General features: G+C 68.8%; 17 protein-coding genes. 5 read left to right on the forward strand and 12 right to left on the reverse strand.

Annotated features, from left to right (window positions below):
* The first annotated feature begins 208 nt into the window (after positions 1-208).
* Positions 209-1522: an AAA family ATPase gene (locus tag AB0L57_RS12640; RefSeq protein ID WP_364961353.1), complete on the forward strand. Its 1314-nt coding sequence runs from the start codon at positions 209-211 to the stop codon at positions 1520-1522.
* A gap of 119 nt (positions 1523-1641) precedes the next feature.
* Here the strand turns inward: AB0L57_RS12640 and AB0L57_RS12645 are convergent, their stop codons facing one another.
* A complete protein-coding gene (locus AB0L57_RS12645) occupies positions 1642-2166 on the reverse strand; it encodes a DUF4254 domain-containing protein (RefSeq protein ID WP_364960768.1) in 525 nt (174 codons plus the stop codon).
* A 151-nt stretch (positions 2167-2317) separates the two neighbouring features.
* On the opposite strand from AB0L57_RS12645, the gene AB0L57_RS12650 reads away from it, so the two are divergent.
* Complete coding sequence (locus tag AB0L57_RS12650) at positions 2318-3157, forward strand: GntR family transcriptional regulator (protein WP_364960769.1); 840 nt, start codon at positions 2318-2320, stop codon at positions 3155-3157.
* Entirely contained in the window at positions 3154-3723 is a 570-nt protein-coding gene (locus tag AB0L57_RS12655; protein WP_364960771.1) for a GNAT family N-acetyltransferase, read from the forward strand. Before AB0L57_RS12650 ends, AB0L57_RS12655 begins: the two co-directional genes overlap by 4 nt.
* On the opposite strand, the gene eccCa is transcribed toward AB0L57_RS12655, so the two are convergent.
* From eccCa to eccD, 3 genes are read right to left on the reverse strand one after another with little or no spacing between them, the layout of a single operon-like run.
* Complete coding sequence (eccCa, locus tag AB0L57_RS12660; protein ID WP_364960773.1) at positions 3705-7799, reverse strand: type VII secretion protein EccCa; 4095 nt, start codon at positions 7797-7799, stop codon at positions 3705-3707. The two genes, AB0L57_RS12655 and eccCa, sit on opposite strands and share 19 nt — an antisense overlap.
* A gap of 4 nt (positions 7800-7803) precedes the next feature.
* The gene (gene mycP / locus AB0L57_RS12665) at positions 7804-9324 is read right to left on the reverse strand and encodes a type VII secretion-associated serine protease mycosin (protein WP_364960775.1); all 1521 of its coding nucleotides are present in this window, start codon (positions 9322-9324) and stop codon (positions 7804-7806) included.
* A 7-nt stretch (positions 9325-9331) separates the two neighbouring features.
* Complete coding sequence (gene eccD / locus AB0L57_RS12670) at positions 9332-10801, reverse strand: type VII secretion integral membrane protein EccD (protein ID WP_364960776.1); 1470 nt, start codon at positions 10799-10801, stop codon at positions 9332-9334.
* 129 nt (positions 10802-10930) lie between these two features.
* Between eccD and eccA the strand changes: the two genes are divergently transcribed.
* On the forward strand, positions 10931-12748 hold the full coding sequence (gene eccA / locus AB0L57_RS12675; RefSeq protein ID WP_364960778.1) for a type VII secretion AAA-ATPase EccA: 1818 nt from the start codon (positions 10931-10933) through the stop codon (positions 12746-12748).
* A 63-nt stretch (positions 12749-12811) separates the two neighbouring features.
* Here the strand turns inward: eccA and eccB are convergent, their stop codons facing one another.
* Positions 12812-14320: a type VII secretion protein EccB gene (eccB, locus tag AB0L57_RS12680; protein WP_364960779.1), complete on the reverse strand. Its 1509-nt coding sequence runs from the start codon at positions 14318-14320 to the stop codon at positions 12812-12814.
* A 105-nt stretch (positions 14321-14425) separates the two neighbouring features.
* On the opposite strand from eccB, the gene eccE reads away from it, so the two are divergent.
* Positions 14426-16174, forward strand: coding sequence for a type VII secretion protein EccE (gene eccE / locus AB0L57_RS12685; protein WP_364960781.1), 1749 nt, complete (start codon positions 14426-14428; stop codon positions 16172-16174).
* A gap of 79 nt (positions 16175-16253) precedes the next feature.
* On the opposite strand, the gene AB0L57_RS12690 is transcribed toward eccE, so the two are convergent.
* From AB0L57_RS12690 to AB0L57_RS12720, 7 genes are all read right to left on the reverse strand, one after another.
* Complete coding sequence (locus tag AB0L57_RS12690) at positions 16254-16565, reverse strand: hypothetical protein (RefSeq protein WP_364960783.1); 312 nt, start codon at positions 16563-16565, stop codon at positions 16254-16256.
* A 36-nt stretch (positions 16566-16601) separates the two neighbouring features.
* The gene (locus tag AB0L57_RS12695) at positions 16602-16940 is read right to left on the reverse strand and encodes a WXG100 family type VII secretion target (protein WP_364960785.1); all 339 of its coding nucleotides are present in this window, start codon (positions 16938-16940) and stop codon (positions 16602-16604) included.
* Between the two features lie 124 nt (positions 16941-17064).
* Positions 17065-17853, reverse strand: coding sequence for an ESX secretion-associated protein EspG (locus AB0L57_RS12700; protein WP_364960787.1), 789 nt, complete (start codon positions 17851-17853; stop codon positions 17065-17067).
* Between the two features lie 9 nt (positions 17854-17862).
* A complete protein-coding gene (locus AB0L57_RS12705) occupies positions 17863-18834 on the reverse strand; it encodes a PPE domain-containing protein (protein ID WP_364960789.1) in 972 nt (323 codons plus the stop codon).
* 14 nt (positions 18835-18848) lie between these two features.
* The gene (locus tag AB0L57_RS12710) at positions 18849-19145 is read right to left on the reverse strand and encodes a PE domain-containing protein (RefSeq protein WP_364960791.1); all 297 of its coding nucleotides are present in this window, start codon (positions 19143-19145) and stop codon (positions 18849-18851) included.
* 9 nt (positions 19146-19154) lie between these two features.
* A complete protein-coding gene (locus AB0L57_RS12715; protein WP_364960793.1) occupies positions 19155-20531 on the reverse strand; it encodes a hypothetical protein in 1377 nt (458 codons plus the stop codon).
* Complete coding sequence (locus AB0L57_RS12720; protein WP_364960795.1) at positions 20528-20842, reverse strand: type VII secretion target; 315 nt, start codon at positions 20840-20842, stop codon at positions 20528-20530. Before AB0L57_RS12720 ends, AB0L57_RS12715 begins: the two co-directional genes overlap by 4 nt.
* Positions 20843-20986: the final 144 nt, after the last annotated feature.

Genomic DNA, 20986 nt, shown 5'->3' on the forward strand with positions numbered 1-20986 from the left:
CCCCGTACAACCGCAGACCTCCGCACCGGTACAGCCGGAGCCAGTCGTACCCGACACCCAGGCGCCGTCACTGTCCGATGCTCCGGTACCGCCGCCCTATGCCCCGGCACCGGAATCCGGCTTCCGCCCGGCACATTCCGGTCCGCCGCAGACAGCAGCGATGCCACCGGTGGCCGATGTGGAATCGACGACCGTCGTTCCCCGGGAGATGTCGCAGCCGCACCCGCGGCCCGACCAGGCGCCGGTCTCGAATCCGGTCGGCCGCCAGCAGGATCGGTACCCATCGCCGCCGCCCACCGCGGATGCGCAGTGGCAGGGCGGCGCCCAGGCGCCGCCGAGTACGCCGCCACCGGCACCCGGCCCGGACGCGCAGTGGAACGCGCCACCGCAGCGGCCCGACCAGTACTCCCAGCCCCAGCAGTACGCGCAGCCCAGCCCGTATGCCCAAGGGCCACAGCAGGGTTCGGCCGAGCAATACCAGCAGGGCGCACCGCAGCAGTATCAGAATCCGCAGGCCCAGCAGTATCAGCAAGGCCGGCAATATCAGCAGGGCCCGCAGCAGCAGGCGCAGCAGTATCCGCCGAACGGCCTGGGGCCCGCGCTCGAGGACGTGCCGTTGCGGCGCGCCAAGAAGGCGCCGGGATCGGGCTGGCGACGCGCGGTCCACCACATGTCCGGTGGTGCGATCAATCCGGGCATGTCGGCCGAGGAGATGCGTCTGCAGGAGCTGGTCGCACGCATCCGGCAGCCGGTGCGCGGCGACTACCGGATCGCGACGCTCTCGCTGAAGGGCGGTGTCGGCAAGACGACCACCACCATGGGTATCGGTTCGATCTTCGCCTCGATCCGCGGTGATCGCGTCATCGCGGTGGACGCCAACCCCGACTTCGGCACGCTGTCGCAGCGGGTTCCGCTGCAGACCCGTTCCTCGGTGCGCGATCTGCTGCTGGATCAGTCGCTGATCAGCTACGGCGATGTGCGCCGGCACACCTCACAGGCCACCAGCCGCCTGGAAGTGCTTGCCAGCGAACGTGATCCGGCCGCATCGGAGTCGTTCAGCGAGGACGAGTACCGCCAGGTGCTGCGCGTCCTGCAGCGGTTCTACAACATCATCCTGACCGACTGCGGTACCGGACTGATGCATTCGGCGATGGCCGGTGTCCTCGATCTCGCGCATTCGCTGGTGCTGATCTCGTCCTCGGCCATCGACGGCGCGCGCAGTGCGGCGGCGACCCTGGACTGGTTGTCGCTGCACGGTCACGATCACCTGGTGCGCAACGCCGTCGTGGTGATCAACCTGCCGCGCGAGGGGTCACCGAATGTGGCGATCCAGCATCTGCGGGAGTACTTCCTGGCCCGCTGCCGCGCCGTACACGTGATCCCCTATGACCCGCATCTCGCCGAGGGCGCCGAAATCGATCTGGCCCGGCTGGGCAAGAACACCAAGCGGGCCCTGGTCGAACTCGCGGCGACGGTCGCCGACGACTTCGCCACCGATCACCGTCGCTTGACCGGTTACTGAGCCGAATTCACCGATTCCGAATTCGGCTCGGTGAGCGGTCCGGAGCCCGCCGGACCGCTCACCGAATCGGACTCCGCCGCACCGCGACCGGGTCCTGCCGGTCGCGGATCCAGTGACCGCTACCAGCTCGGCAGGCGCCGCCGGCCGGCGATGACCTCGCGCACGAGATCGTCGTAGCCGTCGGTCAATTCGGCCAGATGATGCCAAGCACCGTGCAGCACCTCGTCATTCGCGTCGAGTGTCACCAGCGCGTGATGGGCGTATACCGATGCCTCGGCCAGCCGATCGATGACCGCGCCGACGGTCTCGGTGTGCAGGGTGGCGCCGGGGCGGTGCTGCTGTGTCACGGTGCGGACGATCCAGTCGTCGATCGCCAGCACCAATTCCATTCGGCGCCTGCGGATCTCGACGATCAGCGCGGACTCCGGATCCGGAGCCGACCCACCGCGTCCGAGCTGGCGTTCGTAGAGGACCGCCAGATCGCGAGCGAACCACAGGATCGGCCCCCCGATCACCCGATGCCCCCGGCACGCTCGTAACAACAGATCCGCACTCGGCAACGGATCCGGCGTCAGAAATTCGATCGCCGTTGATGTTCGAGGTGCGTCGGGCCATGCCACGACCACCATCGGGGACGTCTCCAAACCAGCCACATTGCCTCGCCGTCGTTGCCGTACAGCCTATGGTCAGGACGTTCATTACAATAAACCGCTGAATACTTGTGTCAAGGGTCACACCCCCCTTTACAGCGGCAAGGTAAGCTTTTTTGTCTTGAAGGTACAACCGAGGAGCGAGATGGCCGCCGGTCCGAGGTACCAACGCATCGCCGACCTGCTTCGGGAGGCGATCCGCGACGGCACGTACGCACCCGGTGATCGTCTGCCGAGCCATTCCGACCTGGCCGAGCGGATGCAGGTCTCGATCACGACCACGCGCAATGCGATTCAAGTCCTCGTCGCCGAAAACCTGCTGTTCACAGCGACTTCGCGGGGAACCATCGTGCGCAGCCAGGAAGTGCTGGAATCGGTTGTGACCAACCATGTTCGCCGCGATCGGCCACAGTCGGCGCACGACATCTTCTCCGAGATCGCGCGGACGGCCGGGCGCGAGCCGAGTAAACAGTTCAGCGCGCGGATGGAACCCGCGGACACCGACGTCGCGCACTGGCTCGGCGTGCCGAGGGATGCCTGGGTGGTCTCGCGCACGGTGGTGCAGTACCTGGACAACGAACCGTGGTCGTGGGAGGTCAGCTATTACCCGCGTGATCTCGCCGAGCTCACCGGAATCGACTCACCGCACGATATTCCGGAGGGCACCACGCGGCGACTGGCGGCGCGCGGCTATCCCGAGACCGCCCATCGCGATACCGTCGTCGCCCGGCCGGCCGGCGCCGACGAGGCCGAGGTGCTGGGCGTGGGCACCGGCACCATGCTGCTCGATCATCTACGCATCGGCGCCGGCGGCAACCGCATCATGCGAGCGACCCGGCAACGATCACTGGCCGCGCGCAACCGGCTCGCCTACGAACTCGGAGACGACGAGGGCGCGGACCTCATCCGCAAGACCCTGGGAGCACCGCATCCCCCGGGCAATTCCCATTCCTTCGGTAACTCACTGGTACCCCGCTCACCATGACCATCCGCATCCGTCAGGCCCGCTCGGCCGATCTCGGCACCATCTGCCGATTACGGCTCCAACGCACGGCCTGGCTTGCGGCACGAGGCTCGGACCAGTGGACGCGGCAGGGCCGCGGACTACCGATCGAACGGTTTGCTCGCGAGGTCGCGCGGGCGGTCGCGGCCGAGGAGACCTGGATCGCGGAGGTCGGCGGCGAATCCGCCGGAACCGTCACCGTCAACGAGCACGCGGATCCGGGGCTGTGGTCACACGGTGAACTCGCCGATGCCCTGATCGTGCACTACATGATCGTCGATGTGCGCTTCGCGGGATGCCACGTCGGGCCAGCCCTGCTCGCGCACGCCGCCGAACTGGCCCGCGCCCGGTCCCGCGATTGGGTGCGGCTGGACGCGTGGACCGCCAACACCGGTCTGCACGAGTACTACCGCGCCAACGGCTTCCGGCTGGTGCGGTTCGCCGGGCCGCAGGCCCGCGGGCCGTCGGGTGCCCTGTTCGAACGGCGCAGCGACGCCCGGCTGTGGGCACTGGCCGCACCCGGCGCCGGTCACACCGGCGGCAGGTAGCCGATCTGCACCATCTCGTTGTCCCGGGCGCGCGAGACCAGGGTGCCGCGCCCGGGCGCCAGTCTGGCCGAGCGCACGTCGCCGATGAGCTTGCCCTCGTCCTTGGGCGCCGACATCAGCAGTGCGTCCACCGAGAGATCCTTCATCATGCCGAGCACCTTGTCGTAGAGCGCGCGCGAGGCGCCGCCGGACCGGCGCGCCACGATCAGGTGCACACCGATATCGCGGGCCTGCGGAATGAGTTCCAGCAGCGGCTCCAGCGGATTGCCCGCACCGGTGGCGACCATGTCGTAGTCGTCGACCACGATGTAGATCTCCGGCCCGGCCCACCAGCTGCGATCGCGCAGCTGCTGCGGAGTGATGTGCGAACCCGGAATCCGTTGCCGCAGAAAGGCGGTGACCTCTCGAATCATATCGAACGAGGTCTGGCCCGAGGTCGAATAGCCGGCCAGCTGCTTGCCCTCGAGCACACCGAGCATCGTGCGCCGGTAATCGATCAGGATGACGCGCGCCTGCTCGGCGTTCGAGTTCTCGGTGATGCCGAGCACGATGTTGCGCAGCAGCGTGGTCTTGCCACATTCCACGTCGGCGAAGGCCATCAGATGCGGCTGGGCGGCGAAATCCAGTACCAGCGGGGCCAATTCGTTCTCGCCCAGACCGACCACCACGCGGGTGGCGGTGGCCTGGACACCGTGGCGGGCGGCCTCGGCGAGGACCTCCGCGCGCGGTATCCGCAGCGGCAGCATCCGCACCGCCGGTGCACGCCGATCGCCGTAGAGTCCGGCGAACTGAGTGCGCGCCAGGGCGATACCGTCGGACAGGGTCGCCGGATCGGAATCGGAATCCAGTCGCGGCAGTGCGACCAGCATGTGCAACTTCTCCGGGTTCAGACCGCGCCCGGGCCGGCCCATCGGCACCATGACCGCGGTGCGGCGATCCATTTCGGAATCACTGGGATCACCGAGGCGCAACTCCAGCCGGGTACCGATGAGGTCCTTGATCGCGGCGCGGACCTCACCCCAGCGGGTGGCCGCGATCATCAGGTGGATGCCGTAGGACAGGCCCTGGGCGGCGAGGGCGTTGAACGCGCCCTCCAGGACATCGAATTCGGATCGGATCGTCGCCCAGCCGTCGACGACCAGGAAGACATCGCCGAACAGGTCCTGCGACAACGGATCCGCCGCCCGCTCGGCCGGACCCAGTGTCGCGAGTTCGGCTTTGCGGCGCCGGAATTCGTGGATCGATTCGATCCCCAGTTCGCGGAAGCGCTCCTCGCGCTGATGCAACAGGGTCAGCATCTCCGCGAGGGTGCGGCGGACCCGGTCGATGTCCATGCGCCCGGCCACCGATCCCACGTGCGGAATGTCGGACAGACCGGCCAACGTTCCGCCACCGAAGTCCAGACAGTAGAACTGCACCTGTTCCGGGGTGTGGGTGGCCGCGGCGGCCATGATGATCGAGCGCAGCGTGGTGGACTTACCCGACTGCGGGCCACCGACCACGGCCAGATTTCCCTGTCCCGCGGACAGATCCACGATCAGCACATCGCGGCGCTGCTCGTAGGGCTTGTCGATCACGCCGATCGGCCACCACAACCGGCCGTGCCGATTGGCCGGCGAACGCCAGTCCGGATCGGGCAGCAGCATGTCCACCGACGGCGATTCGTCCAGCGGCGGCAGCCAGACCTCGTGGGCGGGGCGGCCGTGCCCGCGCAGCCGGTCCACGACCACATTGAGCAGTGTCTTGGGCACGGTCTCGGTGGGCATCCCGGGCGAGGACTCCGGTTCCGTCTCGGGCGAACCCGGCGGCGGCGGAAGTTCGGGCAGGCCCACCGGTCCGCGCGCCGGCGCGGCGCCGGCATCGGCCGCGGCGGGGGTGCGGATCTCGACCGGGGCGGCGGTGAACACGACCGGGTCCTGCCCGATCCGGCGCTGGGTGCCGCCGCTGCGGCCGGGTGTGGTGACGCCGGGTGATTCGTAGGCCCCGGAGACGTAGCAGGCGTTGAACCGCAGCGGATCGTCGGCGTCGCTCTTGAGGTAGCCCGACCCCGGCACGCTGGGCAGGTGGTAGGCATCGGTGATGCCGAGGACCGCGCGAGATTCGTTGGCGGAGAATGTGCGCAGACCGATGCGGTAGGACAGGTGCGAGTCCAGACCGCGCAGCTTGTTCTCCTCGAGGCGCTGGGACGCCAGCAGCAGGTGCACGCGCAGTGACCGGCCCAGACGGCCGATCATGACGAACAGATCCGCGAAATCCGGCTTCTGCGAGAGGAGTTCGGAGAACTCGTCGACGATGATGAACAGCGCGGGCAGCGGATCCAGGGGCGCACCCGCGGCGCGGGCCCGCTCGTATTCGGTGACATTGGCGAAGTTGCCGGACGAGCGCAGCAGTTCCTGGCGCCGGGTCATCTCCCCCGAGAGCGCGTCCTTCATGCGGTCGACCAGCGCGATCTCCTCCTCCAGGTTGGTGATCACCGCGGCGACGTGCGCCAGCGACTCCAGCCCGAGGAAGGTGGCACCACCTTTGAAGTCGACCAGCACCATGTTCAGCTGATCGGGTGAGTGCGTCGTCACCATCGACAGCACCAGCGTGCGCAGGAACTCCGACTTACCCGAACCCGTCGCGCCGATACACAATCCGTGCGGACCCATACCGTTCTCGGCGGACTCCTTGATGTCGATCTCGACCGGCGTGCCGTCGGGAGTGATGCCGATGGGCACCCGCAGCCGCTCGCGATCGTTGCGGTGCCGCCACACGGTCCCGGCGTCGATCTGGGCGGCATCGGGAATCTTCAGCAGTTCCATCAGGCCGGGGACCGCGCGGGACTCGTCACCGAGGCTCACGATCTGGGCGGCCGTGGCGACCCGATACCGGGCCAGCGCTCGGGCCAGCGTCTGCGCCTCGGCGATCGTCACCCCGTCGGAGGTGGCGAACTGTTCCACGCCCGCAGCCGATTTCGCGGCCACCGTGCCGTCGGCCACCACCAGTTGCAGTCCGCGCCGCACCGCGAGACCGGCCTGCGGTGCGGTCAGGTCGAGGACGGTCACCGAATCCAGGCCGGCCTCGCTGACGATGCGCTCGGTGCCGCTGACGAATCCGTCGTCGATGATCACCAGCAGGTGGATCCGGCCGGCGGTGGGCTGTGCGTTGCGCATGAACCGGCCGCGCTCGAGCAGTTCGCCCGACATCGTGGTCTCCAGTTCGGCCAGCGACCGATACATCATCCGGGCCGCGCCCATCCCGTCCCGATCGCTCGGATGTTGCAGGTGCGGTAACCATTTCGCCCATGACCAGGCCTCGGTGTCCGGATCAGCGCAGATGATCGCGACCGCGGCGTGGTCGGGTCCGTGGAAGGTCACGTACTCCATCAGCATGGCGCGCACCAGCATGCGGGTCTCGGCCGGCCGGCCCTCGAAGTTGATCGCCGGGAACGCCCGCAGCGACAGCGCCGTGGGCAGGCCGTGCACCACCGAATGGGTGCGCACGAAACGGCGCAACGCCACGGTCGACACCGGCTCCAGATCCTCGAGCGGGCCGGTTTCCGGCCGGGCCAGTTTGGTGGCGAGCCGGTGACTGCCGATGCCCACCCGCACGTGACCGAAATCGGGATCGTTGGGGCGGCGTTCCCACATCCGGCGGGTACCGGCCACCGCGCGCAGATCCGAGGGTTCGGGATGACTCCAGATCAGCGACTGCATCTGCGACCCACCGGTTTTGCGCACATCGCGACGAACCTGATCGAGGTAGCGGAAGTAGTCCTTGCGTTCCTCGTTCAGCTCGGCGGCGCGCTTGGGGCCGCCGCTGCCGCGCATACCCGCCATCATGCCGACCATCGACATCAGCATCATCATCGGGAACATCAGCATGAAGGGGTTGGCGAGCAGATTGCGCCCCATCATCACCATCATCGCGATCATGCCCACGACCGCGACCACCATCACCACGGGCATGAGGCGCATCAGCAGTGCGGGTGGCACCGGGCGCGGAATCTCCGGCGGGGCGGTCAGGGCGACCTCGCCACCCGGTGCGCGCGGCGGGGCGATACGCGGTCGGCGCACGAAACCGTCGGTGGACATAGACCTACACCTCTCCAGGCGAGTCGGTCCCGGCAGGGCCCGAAGATGTCGAAATCTGTTCCGGTGAGGCGATTCCCGCCTCGCCCAGGAAGCCGTCGGCCGCATCACCGCCGCCCCGATCGGGCCGCGCGCGGCGGTACGGCAGCGCGGCCGCCCATCCGATGACGAGCAGCGCGAGCAGGGCGACCGAACCGATCACCGCCACCCGGCGCGGCACCGGATCGGGTCCGCGATCGACTGCCGGCGGTGCGATGGCCCGCGGGACCGCGGCGGTCTGCCCCGTCGCCGGCGGTAGTTGCGCGGTGAGCGCGGCCAGCGGATCGATCAGGCCGAAGCCGACCCGATCATCGCGGCCGGCGCCGGGATTGTGTGCGGTCCGCTCGATCCGATCGATCACCTGCGCCGCGGTCAGATCGGGAAATCTGCTGCGTACCAGGGCCGCCAGTCCGGAGACGAAAGCGGCCGAGAAGCTGGTGCCGTCGATGGTCAGTGGGCCCTCGTCACCGTGTTCGGTGTCGACCAGACCCGTCCCGCCCGGTGTGCTGTCGAGGGAGATGATGTTGCGTCCGGGCGCGGCGACGCCCACCCACGGGCCGTGGATCGAGAACGGTGAGGTACCACCGTCGGGATCGGTCGAGGCGACCGACAGGACATACGGGGAGAACCAGGCCGGGCTGATGACGGTGGCCACCCCGTTCCAGCCGCTGGTTTCGTTCTGGGTCGAGCAGGCCGCCTGGTCGAGATTGCCGGCCGCCGCGACCACGACGACGTTGCGATCGGCCGCATACTCGACCGCGGCCCCCAGCGCCGCGTCCGCGGTACCGGAACCGGCTGTGCTGCAGGAGACTTCGGAGATGTTGATGACCGTGGCGCCCATGTCGACCGCGCGCACCACGGCCGCTGCCATGGTGAGCACGTCACCGTATCCACCGGCGGCGACCTTGCCGGTGTCGTCGCCGCGGCGGTTCTTCGCCTCGTACTGCAGGCTCAGCTGGCGGATGGCGAGGATCTGCGCGTCCGGAGCCACGCCGGAAAAGGCGTCCGACGCACCGGGGTGGGCGGCGATCAATCCGGCGACCAGGGTGCCGTGCCCATCGCAGTCCTCGGTGCCGTCACCGGCGGTGACGAAATCACCGCCGGGCAGCAGATCCGGCAGCCGGGGATGGCGATTGACCCCGGTGTCGATGACGGCGACCCGCTGACCGGCACCACGGCTGAACTTCCAGGCCCGGTCCAGATCGAGAATCCGTTGCGGCAGCGGCGTATCCCGCGGGATCGAACCGCTGAGGTACGGCTCCGCGCAGATCGCGCGCTTCTCGGTCTCGTCCGGCGGCCCGTTCTTCGCGTTGACGGCCTGTGCCTGTCCGAGCGCACCGTCGTCGATCGCGGGCGGGGCGATCGCCGCGGCGGGACCCGACCCGAACATCACCGCCGGGCCCGCACCGAGTACCGCCGTGCCGAGTACCGCACCGGCCGCGATCACCCGCAGCCCGCGAGCCGCTGTTCCGTTGCGCACCACAGTCATCGCCCGATCAGATGTTCCGCGCGGCCGAGTAGACGTCCATCAGCCACAGCGACAGCGGCACGATCGCGATGATCAGCAGATATTCGACGATCTCGATGGCGCGCCGCGCAACCGGGGAGACATCCGCACGGGGACCGAGCACGCCGAAGGCGAGTACCGCGGCGGCCACGACCAGCAGCAGCCCCGCCCCCACGGACCGCCAATCCTGCTGGGCGACAGCCGCCGCGGCCGTCACCGCCAGTGCCACCACGGTGCCGCCGGCGATCATCGTCGACGCCTGGGTGAGATCGGCGTACGCGCGGCCGCGCAGGCACAGCACCACCGCGGTGATCGCGGCCAGCGCCAATCCCGGCCAGGACGCGTCCCCCAGCGGATCGGCGCCCAGTACCGCACCGAATCCCGCGGCGAGGGTGGCGCCGACGAGAATTCCGGACTGGTACTGGTTGGCGGCACGGGCCCGGCGCTCGAGTCCCGCCGCCGAGGGCAGCGCGGTCGCGCCGATGACACCGATATCGGCGATGGTGGGGCGCGGTTCGTGGTCGGTGGGGTCGATGGCACCGCCCGCGGTCGGGACCGGCGGCACCGGCAGTCGCGCGGCCGCGACGGCGGCCCGCGGAGCCATCGTGATCAGTACCAGGCCGACGATCAGCGCACCGACGGCGATCTTCGGAATGTCGAAGTCCCACACCATCCGTACCGCGGCGGCCACCGCGACGATGGCGGCACCGGTGACCACCGCGGCGACCACCAGCGCCCCCGCCCGGGTCGCCGAGTACAGCGCCAGCGCCACCACCAGCGCCGCCACCGCGGAGAACAGTAGATGTGGCGACCCCACCCAGCCGGGTGTGAGCAGTCCCGCACTCGATCCCAGCAGCGCGATCGCGTACAGCGACAACACGATCGCCGTCACCCGTTCGGCGGGATAGCGGCGCGCGACGATCACCGTGGCACCAGCGGCGAGCAGACCCGCGCCGAGTGCGATGAAGCCGTTCAGTACGCCGGTTCCCTTGCCGGTCAACAGAACCGCCACCGCGATGATCACAGCGATCAGCCCGGCACCCAGGCCCATTCGCCGTGCCGCCGCGGGCGACCAGCCGGTTCCGGACTCGGCCGTGAGTCGCGAGACCGCGTCGATCACATCGTCGAACAGCGCGGGCGCTTCCTTGGCGGTCACCGAGCGCATCACCAGCAAATCACCGTCGAAAACCTCTGCGTCGGTGAGGGACTGGTGCGGCGGGATCGGATCGCGACCGATGCGGGCCAGCGTCCAGTGCTGGGCGCGCACGGGCGCGCCCTCGTCATGTTCGGTCAGGTCGGGGTTGCGGGAATCGATCAGCTCGACCAGGTCGGTGATGTACGCCGCGACCGGCACGGTCGCGGGCAGGCCCACATCGAGTTGAGTATTTCCGCCGATCACCGACACTCGGCACAATTCCGGGTCAACGGCCCCCACGCCGCTGCTCGACGACTCGGTCACGGATTACAGAACTCCCTACGATTTTCGTCGCTGTCTTGCGACCATTCAAACTTATCCGAGATCGGCCGTTACGGCAGCCGGTATGCTGAGCGAGAATTAGCACATTCACGCGTTTAGGGGACTGTCCGTATGACCGGCAACCGCCAAGCACAACGCGCCTTCGATGCCGGTGTTTTGTCATTGGGTATCGCTATCGACGGCCAGGAATCCACGCCCGATCTCGAATATGCGAAGCTCGCGTTCCAGCGCGCCACCGAGTGGGATCCGGGTATGTGCGACGCCTGGCTGGGCCGGGCCGCGGCCGGGGAGGTCACCTCCGAGGTGGTGTTCAACCTCTACCGGACCAGCGACTCCACCCTGTTCCGCGAGCAGCGCCGCCTCGGTCTGGGGCCGCGGCAGCTGGCCGGGCGCTTCGTCGTGGGCCAGTACATCGACTATCCGCTGGCCGGATACACCGAGATCTGGCTGGCGCAGGCCACACAGCTGATCGCCGCGGGCGACCACGACGAGGCCGAGCAGGTGCTGTCCGAGCTGGCCCGGCATCGCGCGGGGCTGCTGTCACAGCCGGATCAGGACCTCGACGACCGGATCTGCCAGTACGTTCGCGGTCTGCTGCACTACACCACGCAGCGCTGGCCGGATGTGATGACGGTACTGGCCGGTTCCGCGGAGTGGGCGGACCCGTTCCTCGCCGCGGGCGCGCACGTCATGGTCGGCACCGCCTGCGCCCAGCTGGGGCTGTTCGGCGAGGCCATCCGCCGGATGGAGGCCGCCGAGAACGGCCCGATCCCGGCCGCGGCGACCACGGCCCGGTTCTGCCGTGGACTGTGCCTGCGGGAGATGGGCCGTGAGGACGAGGCGCAGGCGCTGTTCGAGAAGGTGTTCTCCGAGGCGCCGGACTTCGAGTCGAATACGCAGGCCATGCGGGATCGCAAGTACCGGCTGACGGTCACCAGCAAGGAGCTCATCGACGCGCGCACCGACCGCTGGGATCCGGCCTCCGCGCCCACCGCCGAGCAGGTCGAGGACTCCGAGCGGGGCGACCGGGCCAAGCGCCTGCTCGAGGTGGCCCGCGCGGAGCTGGACGAGCAGATCGGACTGACCGCGGTGAAAACTCAGGTCGCCAAACTCCAGGCCACCGCACAATTGGCGAAGATCCGGGCCGAGAAAGGAATGTCCAGCGCGCCACGCGGACAACACCTCGCGTTCACCGGCCCGCCAGGAACCGGTAAGACGACGATTGCCCGCGTGGTGGCAAAAATTTACTGCGGGTTGGGTTTGTTGAAAACCGATCGACTGGTAGAGGTGAAGCGTTCGGATTTCGTCGGTGAACATTTGGGAAGCACCGCGATAAAAACAAATAAATTGATAGATTCCGCAATGGACGGTGTGCTGTTCGTCGACGAGGCGTACACGCTCATTCAGGCCGGCCTGTCCGGCGGTGACGCCTTCGGCCGCGAGGCCGTGGACACGCTGCTGGCACGGATGGAGAACGACCGCGACCGGCTGATCGTGATCATCGCCGGATACGACGGCGAGATCGACCGTTTCCTCGCCTCCAACGACGGTCTGGCATCCCGCTTCGCCAAGCGGGTCAAGTTCGACTCCTACACCCCCGAGGAGCTGAGCCGGATCGGTCAGTTCATTGCCAGCAAACGGGATTCGGAGGTCGCCGAGGACGCGCTGGGCCTGTTGGCCGCCGCGTGCGGTGAGCTCTACGCGCGCGACGTGGTGGACCAGAGCGGGGAGCAGCGACGCGCGGTCGACCTGGCCGGTAACGGCCGGTTCATCCGCAATGTGATCGAGGCCGCCGAGGAGGAGCGCGAATTCCGGCTGGCCACAGACGAGTCCATCGATCTGTCGGCGGTCGACGAGACGGTGCTGATGCGGATCGAGGGCGCCGACATGGCCAAGGCCCTCGACGGCGTGCTCGGCGGATTGCGCTGAGCCACAGCACGAAACGCCACAGCACGTGAAACCGGCCGCTCGGGGGCGGCCGGGTTTCTCGTCTCAGTTCTTCCCCGGCGGCGGGATCGGCCGGGCGCAGGCCGTGGCGCCGGCACCGGAGTCGGGACACTGCGGCAGGCTGTCGTGGCTCATGAGGGCGTCCTGCCGCGACAGTGACGGCCCCGCCGACAGCGCCGCCACGATCGGCTTGGGCGCCGGCTTCGCGAGCTTCGGCAGACCCAGCACCTTCGCGGTATCGGCATCCGGTATGCCGTACCGAATCCCGTTGTCACCCACGAAGAACAGCGCCCCGTTGCTCACCGCCCCCGGTTCCGCGCCGACCGATCGCACGAATTCACCGGTACCGGGACGCAGATACACGCCGTCGATCCGGTCGCCGTTACCGTCCGCCGTCGCCGGGACGACCGGCGCCGCGTCCGAGGGCAGCGGGAGCGCGCGGCCCGCGAGCACACCCACCGTCGCACGGGCATCGTCCTCGGCGCGGGTCCACGACAGACAGACCACCGGATCGACGTCGGGGGCCAGCACCACCGGAACCTGCTGCGGGAAATCGTCGATCGGCAGCCGGTGCAGCACCGGAACCCCGACGATACGATCCGGCGGCACGGTCGTAATATCGTTCATCCCTTGGGAATTCGCATCCCGGATGACACCCGCGGCGAACGGTGTCACCCGCTGTACCCCGTCGGCGAGGACGACATACAGCTCATCGGCATCCACCCCGTGTACGCGGATCACACCGCCGATCGGGACATCGGCCAACGCGCCGGGTCCGGGTGTGCCGTGCCGGTCGATCTCCGGAACAGCCAGCGCCGGTACGGGTTCGGTGGCATCGAGCAATGCGCCGCCGATCGGACGCGGGCGCTGGTCGCGCAGTCCGAGCGAACGGATCAGCACCGAATCGTTCGGGTCGATCTCGGCGCGCTTGCCGTCGTAGATCAGAAAGGTCTTGCCGCCGTGGGTGGCCAGCACGGCCTGATCCGCACGTACCGGCACCGCGTGGGTACCGCCCGGCGGGTTGTCCAGCGAGCCGGCGATGACGGTCGTGAGCGGACCCGTGACGGCCCCCGCCCGTCCCGTCGAGGGCGGTAGCAGATCGTCACACATCGTCCAGGTGGAGCGCTTGGGATCACCCGATCCGGGCAGCGCACCCGGTGCCCCCGGGATCCCGAGCAGTGGGCCGCGTGGCTCGGTGAGCTTACTGTCCTTGACCGACGACGGTGATGAGGCGGCGCCGGTGATCAGGCGCGCCGAGGCCAGATTCAGCGCCGGATGCAGCGTCCCGTCCACGAGGACGTACAGCGCGCCGGAGTCCTTGCCCATCACGATCTTCGAGTCGCCGACGGACCCCTGCGGATGCAGGAACCCCAGGATGGCCGCACCCGCCACGCCGAGCAACCCCAGCACCGCGCCGATGATCAGGGAGCGGAACTGCGTACGCATGGGGTCGTGCAGCATCCGGATGTCCTGGCGCACCAGCGCGTGCTCGTAGCGCTTCAGCAGGAACCGGTATCCGTTGACTTGGGCACGGGTGGTCAACTGTGCCGGCACAACCGCCTCCGAAATTCCGATAGCCCTCGTTCGACCGCACGAACCGCGTACGGCCGCGCCTCGACAGACTAGCGAAGCGCCGTGAGTTCGGTCCATTATGTGCGCATGAACTCCACCGCGCGCGGAGAAACAGCAACAGCGCCCGAAAACGCTGGATCAGACCTCTCCGAAAATTCGCGAAGCGCACCGAAATTACGTTCCACGGAATATTGGCTCTTTCGCTTCTTTCCTCTGCACCTGACGCTTCCTGCGCTGGTCACGGCCGCCGTGAGCGCCTTCGCGGCAAGGGTTTTCACACCACTGTGGTGGGTTCCGATGGTGGCCGGAACTGTGGTGGCGGTAGTCCTTCTCACTCCGATTCGCGGCACGTCTCTCGCGCAATCTCTGGCTCGCGGAATCACATTTCGTTGGCAATTGTTTCGTCATCGTTCCTCCTCCGTTCAACATTCGCCGTTCAATGTTCCACTGCCCGAGGGCGGAAGTTATGGAATGCGATGGGACGGCGATCGGCTGATCACCATGTTGCGTATCGACGCACAACCGCGGACGGTGACCCGGTTGAGTCCCAGCGGCCTGCTCGGCGACGACATGCTGCCGCTCGCGGAGATCGCGCGCTGCCTCGATCAGTTCGACATCCGGCTGGCCGCCATCGATGTGATCAGCACGGGTTCACGCAGCGCCGGTACGGGCGCGGTGGCCCGGTCCTACGAGAGCATCCTGGGACCGCTTCCGGCCGTGGCGCATCGGACGGTATGGGTCGTGCTGCGGCTGGATCCGCTCGCCAATGCCACGGCGGTGGACCGGCGCGGAGGTGGTGCGGAAGGCACCCTGCGCTCGGCCGTCGTGGCGACCCGGCGCGTGGCGAACCGATTGGCCGCACACGGCCTCTCGGCCGTCGCGCTCTCGTCGACCGAGATGAACCAGGCCGTCGCTCAGCTCACCCTGGGCGCCGCACCGGAGGAGTTCGTCGAGACCACGGACAGCGTGACGCACAACGGCTTTCACCACACCACCTATCGCATGACGCCGGAGGCACTGGGATCACGCGGCATCGCCGCGGTGTGGTCGACGCCGACAGTGACCTCGACGATCACCGTCCGGCTGCAGCGCATACCTGACTCCGGCAGCGATACCGGCGCGATCGCGGTGACCGCCACCGCCCGCTTCGCGACCCGCGACACCCCGTGCCGCGTCCGCGCGGCCGGTCTGCGCCCACTGCCCGGAAAACAGCGGCGCGCACTGCTTTTCAGTCTCCCCCTGGGTACCGGGGTTCCGGCGCTGCCACTGGACAGCTATCTCGGGCCGCCGGACGCACTCGACGAGGTGCCGATGCCGATCGCCGGATGCGGACAGCTGATCGGCGCGGACAGTTCCGGACAGGGCGTGGCACTTCCCCTGGTGAGCGGGCATGTGCGCCGGGTGGAGATCATCGGCTCCCCGCTGGTCGCCAAACAGGTCATCCTGCGCGCCATCGCGCTGGGCGCGAACGTCGTCGTGCACACGAACCGGCACGACGAATGGCGCCCGATGGTCGGCTACGTCGACATGCCACAGGCACTGACCCTGGCCACCTGGTCCGCCGGCTCACAGCAATCCGGTTCGTATCGGCTCGCGACCCTGGTCGTCTTCGACGGCATCGCACCGAGCGGGCACCACTCCGACGCCACGGTGATGGTGCTGCGCCAGAACGGTCCCGCGACAGACGGATTCGAACCCGACGTCACCCTGATCGAGGACCCGGGGACCGCCAACCTCGTCACCGTGCGCACCGAGTCCGGGGAGACCAGCGTGTACATGGTGGCGACACCGGAGGAATTGCGGTACGTGGGCGCACATCCGGGCGTTCCGGCCTGAGTCGTGCCCGGCGGACAGCGAACGGGCCCGTCCGATCTGGGACAGCGGACGGGCCCGTTCGTGTTGCGGGAGTGGCGGATCAGCCGCCGAATCCCTGTGAGACGACCTTGTCGGCCGCCGACGCGTTGTTCATCGCCTGCTGGACTGCCTTGGACAGGCGGGCGATCTTGCCCATCGTGGTGTCGGGGCCGTTCTCGTCGTTGATGTCGCCGAACTCCTGGTCCCACTTCTTCTTCGAGTTCTGGAACGCCTCGAGACCGGCGTTGCCCTCCCAGGACTGGGCGAGCTTGCCCGCGCAGGTCTGCAGGTTCTCCGCCTCGGACCGCAGATCCTTGTGGAAACCGTCCAGCAGGTCGGAGAGCTCCTGCAGAACTTGCCTTTCGTAAAGCATGTCAACGCCTTTCGTGGATGTGGTGGTGGGCCGACCTCAGGAGCCCAGGTTGGTCATGCCGCCGGTCTGCGAGACGAGAGTGCGGAACTCGTTCTCGTTCTCGTTCTCCAGACCGGTGTAGGTCTTGTTACCGTGGCCGACTTCCGCGGTCAGCTCGTCCAGGATCTTGTTCAGCCGGGCGGCCTCTTCGTCCCAGTCGCCGGCGGCCTTGTTGCACGCGTCGAACGCGGAACCCTGCCAGCCGCGCTTGGCCGAGTCGACCGCCTCGGTCACGCGGGAGATGGTGGCGCGGATCTGATCGACCGAGTTGCCCATATCGGTCTGCGCGGTACTGGTGGACTGTGCATCATTACTGACTCTTGCCGTTTCGGACATCGGATGCCCCTCTCTGTGTTTCGAACTGATACCGATGGTCGGTCATATGAGTGGTCTCGTCGTACAAGCGATCACTGTCACGGAGTCACGTTCTTCGCCGTGCAGCCGCCGGACGCATAGCGCGCTAGGGCATCCACCTTCCCCCGGGCAAGGTTCCGATCAGTGCCGTAATCGCCTGTGCGACACGATGATCGGATCCCGGCGTGAAGGTGGACCAGACCCGCAGGTCCGGTGCGGCACCCGGGATGGCCGCGATCCGGCCCCGGGCGGTGTCGTACACCGCCACGGCACCGGAAGATCTGGTGGTTCTGCCGTCGGCGTGCGCGTAGGCGACGATCTCGGCGTGGGCGTGGCACTGCGACATCGCCATCCCGAACTCGATCGCCGCCCGCTCCTCCACCTCGAGGCCGTGCAGCGCCTCGGCGAACTCCGTCGACCGCGCGGCCGCGTCGATCCGCGCGGACAACTCCTCGGCGGTGGAACTGAAACTCGCGATATCCGCCGGTTGCGCGGGACCGAGCGCGTCCAGGATCGGCCGGGCCAGAGCGGCACCGTTCTCATCGGCCCAGATCGTCCGGACCTCGATGTCGTCACCGATCCGGACAGCGGCCGCGTGCCTTGCGCCGCGCCGCGCCACGCAGACCCGCCGCACCCCGGATGCGGTGACGATCCGCGCCGCCAGCTCGCACTCGGGCTGGGCCAGGATCGACAGCGCCGCACCGAGATCCGGCTCGACATCGTCATAGCCGTCCACGAGCCCCGCACCGCGCAATCCACGCAGGGCGTCGGCCCGCGCTGTGGTGAAGGTGTCGATCGAATCCTGTCGCGGACCGACCTCGAGCACCAGCGGCAGTGTCTGGACACCGAGCAGTTCGGAGACGGCCAGGACGGCGTCGTTGGTCAGGGTCGCCATGCGCTCTCCTTACGCCGGATCGCCGGTTCCGGGCGCGGGGGCGAGGGCCTCGACACCGCCGAGAACCGGTGGTACCGCGGCCAATCCGGCGGCGATCTCGAATTCACCGACGGCGGGCCCATCCGTCGCGGCCGCGCGAGCCGTGTGCTCCTCCTCGCTCTGCGCGGCGGCGCCGGCCGGTCCCGCCGCCGCGGGCACCGCCTGGTTCGCCGCCACTCCGCTTGCGGCCGTCGAGGAAGGCACCGCGGTGAACTCGGAGGCCTGCGCCACCCGGGCGACCGTCTGCATCCGGGCGCCGGTGAGCGCGCGCGGCATCGTGAAGGCCGCCGGAATCGGCATGGCGGGCACAGCGGGCGCGACCGGCATCGAGGTGGCCGATTCGGCGGCCGCCGCGGCCCGCTCACCCGCCAGCGCGTCGGCGGTGGCCAGTGCCGGTGGCGCGACCTGCTGCCACGGCACCGCCAGGGGTTCGGTGGCGGCCTCGTAGGTCCGCATCACCCGGGCCGCGCCGGATTTGGCGACGTCCTGGTCGGCGCTGATATCGGCGGCGACACCGACGATCGGTGCGCCCAGGGCGGCACCCACCGCTTGCACGGCGTGCACGGCCTGTTCCAGCGCCGCGATCTCGTCGACGTGCGGCATCGCCAGCCGGGCGACCTCGTAGGCGGCGGCCTGCTCGCTCGCGTGGATGGCATTGCGCCCGGCGGCGGTCGCGGCATCGGACAGCCAATCCCGCATCCGCGCAATGCGTTCCACGACGTCGTCACTGTGCTCGGACTGCCAGTGTCCCCGGATCTCGGACACGATCCGGTCGTAATCCGCTACGGCGGCGCCGAAATTCACCGCCAGCCGGCCCCACGCCGCGGCGGCCTCGGCCATCGGCACCGAGCCCGGACCGGTGGTCAGTTCGCGGGCCAGCCGTTCGGTCGGCCTGGCCTCCCAGACCACACCGGTGAATCCGTCACTCGGCGGTTCGACCATATCGTCGCGCCCGATCAGGCCGAGGCGCCGAGGTCGGCGGCGTTCTCGGCATCCATCCGCGTCAGCCCGCGTGCCTGCGCCCGCAGGGTCGCGGCCAGTTTGCGCAGCTCCCGCACGCCCAGACCGCCCGACGAGTCGAACGACACGCCCACTTCGGTCAGGGTGGCGGCCGCACGACGGGACACCTCGTCGACGCCGGGGGCATCGATCGTCAGCGCCGGGGCGTCCGCTTGCAGCCCCGCCTCCAGACGGTCGGCGAGCGCATCGAGATCGGCGGCGGTGCGTGCCGCGACTACAGGATCGAATTCCATCACGAACTCCTAGAGGGTGAGGGCCTTGTCCGGCGGTTCGGTGTCCGGTGTGGTGGTGACCGCGTCCGCGGCGCCGACGACGGGGAGGGAAACTCCGGCGATATCGCCCACGACGTCGTTTCCGTGTGCGGCGTTGACGAGCTGGCCGCGCACCGCGTCGGTCGTGCTGGAATCCGAAGCCGCGCGCGCCATTCCGGCCGCGCCGGCCCCCGGGGTCATCGGCATCATGCCCGGGTTGGCGGTGCCGGAGGAGGCGACCGCGCTCTCGGCGCTCGCCGACGCGACCGCTTCGGTCATGATCGACGGAGTCCGTGCGGCCTGTAATGGCGACGACATCTCGGGAACTCCGGCCGCCGGGGCGCCGGGACCGCCGGCGCCACCGCCACCCGGAGCGGCCGCGGGAGCACCACCGGCCGGAGCGGAGGTGGCGATCGGCTCGGCCGTGTGGCCGGTGAGTGAGGTCGCGGCCCGCGCTCCGATCCCGCCCACCGCCGACAGCGACTGCACCATCTGCAATGCCTGCGAAATGTATTGCACGGCACCACTGCTGGATTCGGTGCCACCCGAGGCAGTGGTCGCGAGCGACAGGCCCGAGGTGGCGTCGCCACTGAGCGCGGGGGTGGTACGGGCCACCGGCGTCACCGAACCCTTCGGCATCGCGATCTTGCTCGCGGAGAGCTTCGAGACTCCGTGCGGCACATTGGTGATCTTCACCTTCTGCCCGCTCTGTGCCATCTTCGCGCTGTGTGCGCCGAGTTCGACCCGGGTCTTGGTGACCACACCGAGCGCCTCCGCCAGCGTCTGCGCCGACATCGCCAGCACGAACACCTGCCCCGGCGGGGTCACGATGAACGGGGCCGCCGCCGCGAGAGTGGTCAGGTAGTGGGAGGTGATGCCCGTCATCAGGGCATTTCCCGTGAATACGCTGCCGGCCGCGGCCGTGGTGCCCAGCGACATCTGCGCGCCCTGCCCCGAGACCGCGGTCCCGTCGGCGGCAGCTCGGGTGGACTTGCTCGCCGCGGACAGCGCGCCCGCGCCCTGCCAGGCCGTCATCGCCAGCTGCATCGCGGTGGAGCCCAGCTGGACCACGGTCTGCAGCACGGTCGACACCTGGGAGAGCACCTGCGTCGGATCCGGCCCCGGACCGGCGCCGAGGTTGCCGGTGCCGAAACTGCTGGCCAGGTCGGTGATCGGCTTGGTCAATGTGTGCAGGTCCAGGACCGGCAGCGGCGGTAGTTGCGGCAGCGGCGGTACCGGCGGCAACTGCGGCACGCCCGGCAACCCCATCTCCCGCAGTACATCGTCGACCGGCCGGTCCACGATCGACCCCATGGCGCTGCGGCGCAACAGATCGACGATCGACGGGTCCAGACCCGCATCCATCACGCGCGACCGATCCCGCCGAGCACGTCGGCATTGTCCTCATCGGCCGCCGAGTAGGTGGCCGCGCTCTCGTGCGCGGTCACCGCGGTTCCGGCGTGCACGGTCGCCAACTCGACCACCGAGCCCAGGTGATTCGCCTGCGCCACCGCGTAGGTCGCGAGGAAATCCTGGCCGATCAGGCCGAAGATCGGCACGGCCGCGGCGATGGCCACCGCCTGGTTCGCGGTACCCGCAGTCAGTGTCTCGGTGGCCATCGCGGCCGCCGAGTCCCCGTAGCGACGGATCGCCTCCGGCACTGCTACCAATTCACCCATGTGAAAGCCCCTGCCCGGTAAGCCGATTCGCGGTCACGAATCCGGCGGATCGAACATCTACCCGAGCCATTGCAACAGGCCGTGGAATGCATTGGCACGCGCGCAGCTTAAGAGCGCGTTACGCCTCAGTGAATCTCCCGGTGC

This window comes from Nocardia sp. NPDC052254, from assembly GCF_040679495.1.
Lineage (GTDB): Bacteria > Actinomycetota > Actinomycetes > Mycobacteriales > Mycobacteriaceae > Nocardia.

Excerpts from the sequence above, each read along its gene's own strand:
- eccE (WP_364960781.1), top strand. The coding sequence starts at position 14,426 with ATGAACTCCACCGCGCGCGGAGAAACAGCAACAGCGCCCGAAAACGCT.
- AB0L57_RS12690 (WP_364960783.1), bottom strand. The coding sequence starts at position 16,565 with ATGCTTTACGAAAGGCAAGTTCTGCAGGAGCTCTCCGACCTGCTGGAC.
- mycP (WP_364960775.1), bottom strand. The coding sequence starts at position 9,324 with ATGACTGTGGTGCGCAACGGAACAGCGGCTCGCGGGCTGCGGGTGATC.
- AB0L57_RS12640 (WP_364961353.1), top strand. The coding sequence starts at position 209 with ATGTCGCAGCCGCACCCGCGGCCCGACCAGGCGCCGGTCTCGAATCCG.
- AB0L57_RS12655 (WP_364960771.1), top strand. The coding sequence starts at position 3,154 with ATGACCATCCGCATCCGTCAGGCCCGCTCGGCCGATCTCGGCACCATC.
- AB0L57_RS12710 (WP_364960791.1), bottom strand. The coding sequence starts at position 19,145 with ATGGAATTCGATCCTGTAGTCGCGGCACGCACCGCCGCCGATCTCGAT.
- AB0L57_RS12695 (WP_364960785.1), bottom strand. The coding sequence starts at position 16,940 with ATGTCCGAAACGGCAAGAGTCAGTAATGATGCACAGTCCACCAGTACC.
- AB0L57_RS12705 (WP_364960789.1), bottom strand. The coding sequence starts at position 18,834 with ATGGTCGAACCGCCGAGTGACGGATTCACCGGTGTGGTCTGGGAGGCC.
- eccA (WP_364960778.1), top strand. The coding sequence starts at position 10,931 with ATGACCGGCAACCGCCAAGCACAACGCGCCTTCGATGCCGGTGTTTTG.
- AB0L57_RS12720 (WP_364960795.1), bottom strand. The coding sequence starts at position 20,842 with ATGGGTGAATTGGTAGCAGTGCCGGAGGCGATCCGTCGCTACGGGGAC.
- eccCa (WP_364960773.1), bottom strand. The coding sequence starts at position 7,799 with ATGTCCACCGACGGTTTCGTGCGCCGACCGCGTATCGCCCCGCCGCGC.
- AB0L57_RS12700 (WP_364960787.1), bottom strand. The coding sequence starts at position 17,853 with ATGGCGACCCTGACCAACGACGCCGTCCTGGCCGTCTCCGAACTGCTC.
- AB0L57_RS12650 (WP_364960769.1), top strand. The coding sequence starts at position 2,318 with ATGGCCGCCGGTCCGAGGTACCAACGCATCGCCGACCTGCTTCGGGAG.